The 11627-nt window shown below is 68.9% G+C and carries 7 protein-coding genes; 4 read left to right on the forward strand and 3 right to left on the reverse strand.

The window, feature by feature from the left end; translation table 11 throughout:
* Positions 1-271: 271 nt before the first annotated feature.
* Positions 272-655 carry a GFA family protein gene (locus NON22_RS02415; protein ID WP_257385301.1) on the reverse strand — a complete coding sequence of 128 codons (384 nt, stop codon included), beginning with the start codon at positions 653-655 and terminating at the stop codon, positions 272-274.
* 277 nt (positions 656-932) lie between these two features.
* Between NON22_RS02415 and NON22_RS02420 the strand changes: the two genes are divergently transcribed.
* Together NON22_RS02420 and NON22_RS02425 are read left to right on the forward strand one after the other, a co-directional pair.
* Positions 933-1604, forward strand: coding sequence for a hypothetical protein (locus tag NON22_RS02420; protein ID WP_257385302.1), 672 nt, complete (start codon positions 933-935; stop codon positions 1602-1604).
* A 107-nt stretch (positions 1605-1711) separates the two neighbouring features.
* Positions 1712-2050 (forward strand): PilN domain-containing protein, encoded by a 339-nt coding sequence (locus NON22_RS02425; protein ID WP_257385303.1) that lies wholly within the window; start codon positions 1712-1714, stop codon positions 2048-2050.
* A 290-nt stretch (positions 2051-2340) separates the two neighbouring features.
* Here NON22_RS02425 and NON22_RS02430 read toward each other — a convergent pair whose 3' ends face one another.
* The gene (locus NON22_RS02430; RefSeq protein ID WP_257385304.1) at positions 2341-3507 is read right to left on the reverse strand and encodes a c-type cytochrome; all 1167 of its coding nucleotides are present in this window, start codon (positions 3505-3507) and stop codon (positions 2341-2343) included.
* Complete coding sequence (locus NON22_RS02435; RefSeq protein WP_257385305.1) at positions 3504-3971, reverse strand: SCO family protein; 468 nt, start codon at positions 3969-3971, stop codon at positions 3504-3506. Before NON22_RS02435 ends, NON22_RS02430 begins: the two co-directional genes overlap by 4 nt.
* 524 nt (positions 3972-4495) lie before the next feature.
* Between NON22_RS02435 and NON22_RS02440 the strand changes: the two genes are divergently transcribed.
* Both NON22_RS02440 and NON22_RS02445 read left to right on the forward strand, forming a co-directional pair.
* Entirely contained in the window at positions 4496-10114 is a 5619-nt protein-coding gene (locus NON22_RS02440; RefSeq protein WP_257385306.1) for a cupredoxin domain-containing protein, read from the forward strand.
* Positions 10111-11627 (forward strand): YncE family protein (locus NON22_RS02445; protein ID WP_257385307.1); only part of this gene is annotated, 1517 nt, incomplete at its 3' end. The genes NON22_RS02440 and NON22_RS02445, both read left to right, overlap by 4 nt.

Raw genomic sequence — 11627 nt, forward strand, 5'->3', positions numbered from 1 at the left:
GATGGGAACAGCTCAGGCGACCGCTGGGTCGCGGTCGACCGTAACCATCATGCCCCACGAATGGATGGCGGGGTCAGGTTCCAACGCAAAGGGGGCAGGTCCATTTCGAAAGGTGGCCGAAATCCAGTCGCAGCGCGCTGGAGCCGAGAACCGAACTTGGTCAACTGCCGCGAAGCGCGCCCTATGCAGGAAGTGAACCTGACTCCGTCAACTGCACAAGGCGAAGGCCGCACCGGAAGTAAACCTGGCCCTTTTATCACGCCTTGCGCGCTCAATCGAGGAATGTCCAGGTGTCCGCCCCATCGAAGCGCCGGACGACGACCAGCTCCAGGAGCGCGGGTTCGAAGTTGCGCAGGTTCACGCCGTGCCGGACGCCCGGCTTCAGCTCGATCGGTTCCCAGTGGTTGAAGATGCCGCAGGTCCTGCACCGGTAATTCTTCAGGGTGCGATCTCCCCATACGTAGCTCTCCGTGCTGTCCGGGTGGCCGTGGATGGCGACCGTGCCGAGCTCGTAATAGGCCCAGATGCCTCCCGTACGGCGGCATAGCGAGCAGTTGCAGCTCGTCGCCGTTTCAGGCGCGCTGGGGAGAATGAGGCGGACGGACCCGCAGTGGCAGGATCCGTGCAGCGAAACCGCAGGCTGTTCGTGGTTCACGGCGCCCTCGTTTCTTGTGCAGGAGCAACGGCGTCAGGTTCACTTCGGGATTCCGCTGAATCCCGTCGCAGTACGGCGGAACCCTGGATCGAACAGGATAGGAAGGGGATCCGATCCACCCGCGCAAGGCGCAGGTGGTACCGGAAGCGAACCCGGCCCCCTGTTCTCCGGGGTGGATGGATAGAATCCCGACGACAGATTTCAGGGGCTCCGCATGTCGATACTACCTTCCACACCGTCACGCTCTTTGCCCACCGATAAATCGAAATTCACACGAATGGCAATCGTCGCGCTATTGCCCTTCACGGCGAGCTTGCTGACCGGCTGCCACCGCCAGGCGCCGCTGACGCCGGAACTGGCGGCAATCGTCTGTCCCGCCGATCGCGCGGAACATGCTTCTGAGATGTTCGGCAAAGCCGAAGTCACGTTCGTTTGCGTGACGCCGGAAATAGCCGACAAACCGTCGTTGCTGCGCTGCGACCCGAACAGCCGCCCCGTCTACTGCGAGGACTCGGGCACGATCACGCTGTCCCGCCTGCCGGGGGGCAAGCTGGTGCCGGGTGCGCCGAGCAACGCGCGCGAGTACCAGCCGCCGCCGGTGACCGATCCGGAAACCGACGCCGGTTCACTGTTCGAGGCCAGTTTCTACGACAAGCCGCCCGGCAAGGCCAACTATGAAGTCGGCCCAAGGCAGTATCTGCGCGATGCCGAGCAGCAGCGCCTGCCACCGGGGTTCACGCTCGTCAACGGTCCCGTGTGCGACCGGGTCTCCAACGCGCTCAGGCACGCCAGTTGCCGGCTCGAGGCCAAGAGTGCGTCGCTGCACTGGTACATCACTGTCTCCATTCCGCGCCCGATCGGGAACAAGATCGACGATGAGCTCTACCAGCAAGAGATGACGCTCTGGCTGGACCTGCTGGGCAAGATGGTGACCGACCCGAAAGGCTGACGTCGCTCAGACTCGACAAAACAGGAACAAAGCAGCAACAAGTAGCCGGGCAAGCGCAGGCGCACCCCGGCGACTCCCAGGCCGCGCATGAATCACAAGGAATTCCGATGCAACCGATGCAGCGATTGGCGATGACGATGATTCTGGCCATGGCACCCGGCGCGTTCGTTCATGGCGCGGAGGCGGCGGCGACGCCGACGCAGGAATCCACCACGGCGCTGATCGCCGGCCAGAAGCCCGAAGGCATCGAAGTGGAACGCGTCGCAGTGGAGGGGAAGAGCGTGACGGTGACCGGCACAGGCACGTCGAATGCGCTCATTTCGACGTTCCTGCGCAACCTCGACAGCTCGGGCCACTTCGCTGGCGTGGAACTCGTCTCCATCCTGGCCACCACGCGTGGCGCGAATCACGTGGTGGAGTACCAGTTGTATCTGAAGATCAAATAGCCGCTCGCGCGAAGTCTTCCAGGGGTGGCGGCAGGGAAGGCCAGGGAACAGCACGATCCCGGTGACGTTGCAGTATTTCTTATGCGCAATGACGCGCTGGAGTAACCGTGCGCCCCGTCGCTGCGATGTGGCAATCGTTATCACAAGCGGCGCGAGAGCAATCCAGCCGGGGTCAGGTTCGCTTGCGCAAAGCGCCGGCCGTACCGATGCCTCGGCCGTGCCGCGCGAGTCATCGACTTCGGCGCGCGCGGCCGCATCACAGGGAGCGAACCCGACCCCGTCATGGTCGGCTACTTCGCCTCCGGCACCGCCATCCAGCCCGGCGCCCGCTGCAATCGGCCTTCCCGGTCGTCCAGCCGCAGTACCCAGACGTGATCGAGGCCATGGTGCCGTGTCGGACTCCAGTGCAGCGGGGGCAGCGGGGGCAGCGAGGGTTCGCGCACGGTCTGCAGCCGGGCGACGAGTGCGGCACGCGAGACCTCGCGGCCGGCCTGGCGGAGCAGTTCCGCGACCAGCTGCAACACCTGCTCCGCCACGGCCTGCCGCAGCGTTGCTTCGGGCGGCGCGGGCAGCACGACGCGCAGGCTCTGGCCGGCGGGCCACGCCATTCGCGTGAGATCGCAGGCGGCAGCGACCCGGCCGGTGAGCAGCAGCGTGCGGGCGGTCGTCGACACCGCTGCCTCGCTGCAGTCCCGGACCACCTGCGGCGCCGGCACGGATGCCGCGAGTTCGTCCAGCGCACGCTGCTGCGTCGCCGGCGCCGCGGTGATGACGAAACCGCTGCGGCCGGGGTCGGTGGTGTCCGCCGCGAAGACGATGGCCGGCAAGTCTTCCTCGGCGGCGGCGACCAGGCTGTCGCTGCCGTCGGCGCCGGCGTCGATGAGCAGCAGCAGGTCGTCGCTGCGCGCGGGCGGGCCTGACAAGGACACGAGTTCGATCCGCCGTCCGTAGATTTCCTGCGTCGGCGCGACCAATGCGGCGCCGCGCACGCCGATGCGCAGGCGATCCGGCGCGACCCCGGCCTCGTGCCGCTGATCCAGGCGAGCCAGATAAGCCAGCAGATCGTCGGCATCGGCCAGGCTCAGGGCGTAGCGCGGCATCGCCGCATCCAGCGGCTGCCCGCCCGCATCAAGGCCCATGGTGATCGCCCGGCGCAGGCGCGCAGCGTCGTAGGCCGGCCGCTGCCGCCGTTCGTCGCGCAACGGCCGCAGCAATGCAGCCGGACTGATATCGGCCGGGCGCACGCCGCCTTCGCGGCGGCCGCGGCCGTCCGGACCATGGCAGTTCACGCACGGCAGCAGCGCGGCCGGCACGGCGTCGCCGGCACCCACGGTCGCGACCAGCGGCGTACCGCGCGGCGATACGCCCTCGCGGAAAATGCGCTCGCCGCCGTCGGCCGAGCCGGCGCTGCCTTGCAGGGCCGGCAACACGGCCAGGAGGGCGGCGGCCAGCTTCATTCCACGGGCCGTGCCAGCGCTTCGCGCAGCGCCGCTGTCAGCACCTCGGCGTCGGCCAGGCCGTCGAACCGGCGCCACGGCCGCGGCGAGCCGCGCTCGTCGATCAGCACCACGAGCGGCGCGTGCGACGCCGGATCGGCGGCCGACGCCCCCAACGAGCGCGCCAGCCGGTCGATATCGGCGCGCGCGCCGGTGACCAGATCCCAGCCCGCAGCGGCGCCGAAGGCGCGGCTCCAGCGCGCCAGTTCCTGCGGCGTGTCGTTGGCCGGATCGATGCTCACCGAGATCAGCGCGACGCGGTCCGCATCGCCGCCAAGCTGCCGCTGCACCTGGGCAAAGCGCGTGCCCAGCAGCGGGCAGATCGTGGTGCACCGGGTGAAGATGAAATTGATCGCGGCCAGCCGTCCCTGGACCAGATCGCGGTGAAAGTGCCGCGTGCGGCCCGACTGGTCCAGCACGGGCACGTCGGCGACCGTGCCGGCGGCCGTCTCGGCCGGCATCGACCGCATCGCTGCGGCCGCGTGTGCCGCATGCGCGGCATGGTCCTGTGCCTGCGCACCGATGCTGCCGAGCAGCAGAACGGCCCCGCAGCGGATTCCCTTGCCCATGATCGCCCCCGATTGCCGCCGCCCGCGAACTTATCCCGCCGGCCGCGCGCCGGCAATCGCCGCCGGCAACCTCGCCGCGCAACCACTGCAATGATGAAGTTTCATGATAGCCGGGCGCCGTTTTTTACGCCTGCCTCAGCAAGCTTCTGGACAAATGCACTTCTGACAGGGGATAGAAGGCGGCAAAGATCGGCGAACGCCGGTGACTGCATCCGCAGTCGGCCGGCGCCGCCCCGTTGCGGGAGCGCCGCAGCCGTGCGGGGTGCCGTCACTCTGCGTCGCAGAGTCTTCCCAAGCTTTGCAAATAAGGTATTGTCCACCACGAAACTTGTAGACAAGTTTCCATGCCAGCCACCCGCTTTCCCGTTGCGAGGTAAACCATGCGTTTGCCGTTGCCGTTGCCGTCGTGGTCGTGCGCCTTCGCCCTCCTGGTCTCCGCCCTTTGCACGTCGCCGCTGCAGGCAGCCGACGCGCCCGCGCACGGGCGCTGCGACAGCACCATCCAGGCCGACGTCGTCGCGCTCGACCACGCCTTCCAGGTGAACCGTCTGGGTACGACGCGCACCGACGGCGAGATCTACGCGCTGCGAGCCGATGTCGTTTCCACCGATCCGGCCAACCCCGGCCTGGAGCCGGGCAAGGTGATGCTGCGGCCGGACAAGCGTCCACGCCCGCTGGTGCTGCGCGTCAACGCCGGCAGCTGCCTGGAGATCCGTTTCCAGAACCTGCTCGCGCCGACACCCGCCGACGTGATGCAGCCGGTCACGCGCACCGCGTCGATCCACGTCGCCGGGCTGCAGCCCATCGACACCATCGCGAGCGACGGCACCTGGGCCGGACAGAACCCGGAAATCGGCAACGGCCAGCACTCCGGCCTCGTACAGCCCGGCGCGAGCATCACCTACCGGCTGTATGCGCAGGAAGAGGGCGGCAATCTGCTCTACAGCACCGCCGGCCAATACAACAATTTCAACGAAATGCAGCTGTCCACGGGCCTGTTCGGCGCGGTCAACGTCCAGCCGCGCGGCAGCGAGTGGTACCGCAGCCAGGTCAGCGAGGACGATCTGCGCCTGGCCAGCACCGGCACCTTGCCGTCGGGCCATCCGCGCATCGACTACGACGCCGTGTTTCCGCCGGGTCATCCCCGCGCAGGCCTGCCGGTCCTGCGCATGCTGGATCGCGACAACCGCATCGTGCACACCGACCTGACCGCACTGATCACCGGTCCCGGCCGCGGTCCGCTGAGCATCCCCGTCGGCGACAACCCGATGCTTCCGGAGCGCAACCTGCCGTTCCGCGAAGTCACGACGATCTACCACGAGTCGCAGGACGTGGTGCAGGCGTTTCCCGACTTCATGTCGGCGAAGAACAGCCAGGTGCCGCGCGAAGACGCCGGCGCCGATTCCTTCGCGATCAACTACGGCATCGGCGGCATCGCGCCGCAGGTGCTGGCCAACCGCATCGGGGTGGGGCCGGCCGCCGACTGTCCCGAATGCAAGTTCGAGGAATTCTTCCTGAGCTCCTGGGCCATCGGCGATCCGGCCCTGGTCGTCGACGTGCCGGCCAATGCGCCGTGCACCACGGCGGAATTGCAGGATCTGACGGTGAAGTTCAGCGCCGATCCGCTCACCTTCGAGCCGGCCGACCCGTGCAAGCCGCACCCCGGACGCAAGGCGACCAAGGCCTTCTATCCGGACGATCCGTCCAACGTCTACCACGCCTATCTCGGTGACCACGTGCGTTTCCGCGTGCTGCACGCGGGCGCCGCGGTGCATCACGTGCATCACCACCATGCGCACCAGTGGCTGCGCTCGCCCGAGACCGGCCAGAGCAACTACCTCGACTCGCAGGCCATCGGTCCGGGCTCGTCGTTCACCGCGGAGCTGGTGTTCGGCGGCAGCGGCAACCGCAATCTCACGACCGGCGATTCCATTTTCCACTGCCATTTCTATCCGCACTTCGCGGCCGGCATGTGGGCGCTGTACCGCGTGCACGACGTGTTCGAAGCCGGCACCGCGCTCGACGCGGAAGGCCGTCCGCGCAGCGACGCGCGCGCGCTGCCCGACGGCGAGATCCGGCACGGCACGCCGATCCCCGCGGTCGTGCCGCTGCCGCGCTACGCCATGGCGCCGCTGCCCGCCAGAGTGCGCATCGTCGACGGCCAGGCAAAGGTCGAGGGCGACGGTCATCCGGGCTTTCCGTTCTTCGTGCCCGGCATGGCCGGGCACCGGCCGCCGCATCCGCCGCTGGATTTCGCCGTCGATCCGAAAACCGGCGAGCGCTTCGACGGCGGCCTGCCGCGTCACCTGATCAGCGCCGCGACGATTGCGAACGAACAGCACACCGCGCTGGACTGGTCCAAGGACCTGCACGCGATCAAGGCCTACGAGCTGCCCGAAGACGGCACCGCCGTCGAAAAGCGCGCGATGGCGTACTTCGGCCAGCCGCGGCACGCGAGCTTCACGCCGGAGGCCGCGCCCGCGCCGTTCAAGGTCAACGGCCTGCCGCGCGGTCCGCAGCCGGGCGCGCCGTTCGCCGATCCGGCCGTCGTCGACGGCAAGGCGGTCGGCAACGAGCTGCGCCGCTACAAAGGTGCAAACCTGCAACTGGATGCGGTGTTCAACAAGGCCGGCTGGCACTACCCGCAGCAGCGCATCCTGTCGCTGTGGGGAGATGTGAAGGACTACGTCGACGGCCGCCGGCCGCCCGAACCGCTGTTCTTCCGCGCGCACAACAACGACGTCATCGAGTACTGGCACACGAACCTCGTGCCGGCCTATTTCGAACTCGACGATTTCGAAGTGCGCACGCCCACCGACATCCTCGGCCAGCACATCCACCTCGTGAAATTCGACGTGATGGCCTCCGACGGCGCCGCGAACGGCTTCAACTACGAAGACGGCACCTTCAGCCCCGAGGAAGTGCGCGAGCGCATCGAAGGCATCAACAAGACCGGCGGCCTCTGGGACCCGGCGCATCGCAGGCAGCGCCTGCTGCATCCCAAGGCCATCGCCGCGCTGGGCAACGGTCCGGGTGCGGAGAGCCGCGCGTGGGTCGGCGCCCAGGCCACCGTGCAGCGCTGGTGGCTGGACCCGCTGATGCAGCAGCCGGCCGCGGTCGGCGAGAAGGACCGCACCTACATGACCGTGTTCACGCACGACCATTTCGGCCCGTCCACCCACCAGATGATCGGCCTCTACGGCGGCCTGCTGATCGAACCGGCCGGCTCGACCTGGACCTCGCTCGACGGCACGACGCAGTTCGGCGTGCGCGACGACGGCGGCCCGACCAGCTACGCCGCGAACATCCTGTTCAAGTCGCCCGCGAACCAGAGCGACAACTACCGCGAGTTCGCGCTGGAGTGGGGCGATACGCAGCACGCCTACACCGCCGGCAGCCGCCACCGGCCGGACTGCTATCGCTACACCGATCCCGACGGCAAGGTGATTGAACAACGCCCGCCGGATTTCAACTGCATTCCGCTCGCGCCGAACCAGCGCTACTACGGCTGGGCCGATCCGGCGCACGTGCTCAACTGCCTGAACTGCCCGCCGCAGCCGACCGCACAACTGCCGCAATCGCTGATTCCGAACCTGCCCGGCTCTGCGCCGTGGCCGCCGCAGCCGTTGCTGGTTTCCGATTTCGGCGCCGGCATGATCTCGATGAACTACCGCGGCGAGCCGCTGCCGCTGCGCGTGTTCAAGCCGCTCGTGACGAACCCGGCCGCGGCGCCCGACGCGGCGGATCTGTCGGCGTCGTTCCGCTCGATCGAGCGCCTGGACCCGGCCTTTTCGCGCCAGCCCGCCGCCGGCGCGCAGATCGACCCGATGTGCAGCGGCACCGGCTGCTTCACGTTCCCGCGGGATCCGATCGCCGCCGCCATGGGAGCGACCGATCCATACACGCCGCTGCTGCACGCGTACGAAGGCGACAACGTACAGATCCGGCTGCTGGCAGGCGCACACACGTCGATGCACGACTTCACGATGCACGGCCTGCGCTGGCTGGCCGAGCCGTTCGAGCCGGATTCGGGCTATCGCAGCACGCAGTTCATCATTCTGTCCGAGCACTACGAATTGCTGATGCGCATGCCGCGCCTCGATGCGAAAGGTCCGGTCGACTACCTCTACAACCCGGATGCATCGTACGAAGGCCTGACCAACGGCGCGTGGGGTTTGCTGCGTTCGTGGAATACGACGCAGCGGCAATCGTTCCTGAAGCCTTTGTATGACGAACCCGCTGCGGCGCGAGCCGACGCGATCGGTCCTCCGCCCGGCATGACGACGGATTGCTCCGGCGGCAAGCCCTGCATCCGCGAATACGAAGTACACGCGATGACGGTGCAGCAGGCACTCGGCCGCCCGGACGGCGCGCTGATCTACAACAGCCGCGGCGCGAATCTCGGCCAGGGCCGCAGCGACACGTCCAATCCGCTGCAGGATCCGCTCGGCCTGGTCTACGTCGCCGTGCCCAAGGGCGGCCGGCACACGCCGCGCGACACGGTCGAACCGCTGGTGCTGCGCGCCAATGCGGGCGACTGGATCCACGTCACGCTGGTCAACACCTTCAGCGGCAACGAGCCCGCGTTCTCCGCCTACGAAGCCGCCTCGCGCTTCGGCCTGACCTACGCGTCGCCGTACAACTTCGTGCAGATCGCGCCGTCGCCGAACGTCGGCCTGCATGCGCAGTTGCTGAGCTACGACCTGCGCACGAGCGACGGCGCCAGTGTCGGCGCGAATCCCGTGCAGACCGCGCCGCCGGGCGGCCGCGTCGACTACTGGTGGTATGCCGGCACGATAGCCGGTGCGACGCAGACGCCGGTGGAATTCGGCTCGGTGAACCTGCTGCCGTCCGATCCGCTGATGCACGTCTATCACGGCCTGTTCGGCGCGCTCGTGGTCGAACCGGCCGGTTCGCGCTGGCAGGCCGATCCGACCAGCCAGGCCCAGGCCACGGTCTGGGCCGGCGAGAAGGTGTTCCGCGAATTCGTGCTGATGTACCAGAACGACGCGAACATGCTGACCAACGGTCACTCCTGGTGGGAAACCGGCAATCCGCTGGCCGGCTTCAACTATCGTGCCGAGCCGGCGTGGCTGCGCTTCGGCAACGAACTCGACGGCGCCATGGGCAGCGACGCGCCGAAGGACTGGCGCAACCTCACGCAGACCGATCTGACCAACATCTCGCTGCTGCCGATGTCGCAAGTCGACGAGACGCGCACCACGGCGAACGTGCTGGTCGGCGCCGAGCCGCAGACGCCGATCCTGCGCGCGCCGGCCGGCATGCCGGCGCGCGTGCGCCTGCTGATGCCGGGCGGCGACGGCGACAACCAGATCACCTGGGAGTTGACCGGCCACCTGTGGCAGGAAGAACCCTTCACCGCCGGCTCCACGCGCATCGGCCACAACCCGAAGTCCGCCGTCGCCACCACCTTGACCGGCTACGGCGCTGCGAGCGTCTACGACGTGATACTCGACGAGACGCCGGGCTCCACGCCCTCGGGCGGCCGTTTCCGCGTACCCGGCGACTACCTCTATCGCGGCTGGACCGCGAACATGTTCCAGGCCGGCGCCTGGGGACTGTTCCGTGTCGCGCCGTGGACGCCGCAAGCCGGTGCGCAGGCGTGGCCGGACACGGTGGGCATCGACGCCGTGGACACGCTGCCCAACGGACGCAAGGTCGTTCGCGGCTTCGTGACGCCGTGTCCCGTCGCCGTCGGCGACGCGAACGGCCGCCGCATCTGCGAGGCCGGCGGCAGCGTGCGCCAGGTGCGACTCGGCGATGCCACGGCGCCCGTCGTGAACGGACGCTGGAGCCTCGTCGCGCCACGACGGCTGCCCGATGCGTTCGAGGTGCGCTCGCCCGCCGGCGGGATCGCGCGCTGGGGCGACACGACGGCGCCCTACACCGGTGACGCCGATGCACCGCCGATGCGTGCGAAGCTGATGCCGCTGCGCGACGTCATTCCGAACACGACGAAACGGCTGCCGCGCCAGTGAGAACCTGGCCGCTCACGCTGGCCCTGCTGCTGGCCGGCGCGGCGCAGGCCGCGCCGCCGCAGCAGGCCTCGGACCAGGGCATCAGCATCCGCTTCGACGCCGAAGCGGGCGCGCAGCCCGGCGACGCAACCGCGTTCCGCTTCACGCTGAGCGACGGCGCGAGCGGCCGCCCGCTCAGCGGCCTGCGCCCGGCTGCCTGGCTCGGCCTGCGCCGCGATCCGGACAAACCCGCGGCGGACTGCAAGCGGCAGATCGCCGGCTACCTCGCCGGCGATCTGTTCAGCCGCGCCGACGTCGACCTGAACAGCTATTTCGTGCTGGCCATGCACGACGAGGCCGCGATCAGCGTGGTCGATCCTCTGTTCGGCTTCGGCGGCAGCAAGCTGCTCGCGCTGCTGGAGCTGGAAAAACCCGGCGCCGACTGGCAACTGACGCCGGAACGCGACCGGCTGTTCGTGTCGCAGCCGCTCGCAAACAAGGTGGCCGTGGCGGACACCCGGGCATGGCGCGTGACGGCGCAGGTGCCCACGGGGCTGAATCCGCGCCAGTTGCTGCAGAGCGCCGATCACGTCTGGGTCGCCGACGACGCCGGCGTCACACGCATCGACCGGCGCAGCCTCGAATCGCTGGCCGTGCCGCTGGGCAGAGTCGCCGCCATCGCGCTGGACGACACCGGCGAGCGTCTCGCGGCGATCGCCGGCGACCGCGTCCACGTGATCGACACGCACGGCGCGCGGCGCGTCGGCACCGTCGCGCTCGACGGCCGGCCGCGGCGGCTCGCCTGGTCGGATGCGGCCAAGGCGTTCTACGCACTGGACGCGGAGCAGGGCCGCGTGTTCGTCGTCGACGCGAAGGAACGCCGGCAGCGCGGCGAGATCGCCGTCGACGGCGGCGCGAGCCAGATCCGTTTCGCGCCCGGCGGCCGCTTCGCGCTGCTGCCGAATCCGCAGCGCAACCGCCTGCAGGTGCTCGATGCGTCCACGAATGCCATTGTGCAGAACGCAGACATCAGCGACGGCCCCGACCAGGTCAGCTTCACGCCGCTGCTGGCGTACGTGCACCGGCGCGGCAGCGAAACCGTGCAGATGATCGCGCTGGAGCAACTGGGTCAGACAGGCAAGCCGTTGAACGTCGCCGAGTTCCCGGCCGGCCAGAGCGCCCTGGGCGCCGCGCCCGACGACGGCGCCGACGGCATCGTCGCGGCACCGGAAGGCCCGGCCGTGCTGGTCGCCAACGGCAGCGACAAGATGATCTATCTCTATCGCGAAGGCATGGCGGCGCCCGCGGGCGGGTTTCGCACCTACGGGCGCAGGCCGCGCGCCGTGCTGGTCGTGGATCACGGCCTGCGCGAAGGCCGCCGCGGCGAATACACCGCGCAGATGCCGGTGACCCGGCCGGGCACCTACGACGTCGCGCTGTTCGCCGATTCGCCGCGCCTGGCCGCCTGCTTTCCGTTCACCCTGGCCGGCGCCGCGCCGCCGCCGGCCGCGCCGCGCGTGACGGCGATCGAGCC

It is taken from the genome of Tahibacter caeni (assembly GCF_024609805.1).
Lineage (GTDB): Bacteria > Pseudomonadota > Gammaproteobacteria > Xanthomonadales > Rhodanobacteraceae > Tahibacter > Tahibacter caeni.

Bases quoted from the DNA above. Each gene is read 5' to 3' on its own strand.
- NON22_RS02425 (WP_257385303.1), top strand. From the start codon at position 1,712: ATGCAACCGATGCAGCGATTGGCGATGACGATGATTCTGGCCATGGCA.
- NON22_RS02430 (WP_257385304.1), bottom strand. From the start codon at position 3,507: ATGAAGCTGGCCGCCGCCCTCCTGGCCGTGTTGCCGGCCCTGCAAGGC.
- NON22_RS02420 (WP_257385302.1), top strand. From the start codon at position 933: ATGGCAATCGTCGCGCTATTGCCCTTCACGGCGAGCTTGCTGACCGGC.
- NON22_RS02440 (WP_257385306.1), top strand. From the start codon at position 4,496: ATGCGTTTGCCGTTGCCGTTGCCGTCGTGGTCGTGCGCCTTCGCCCTC.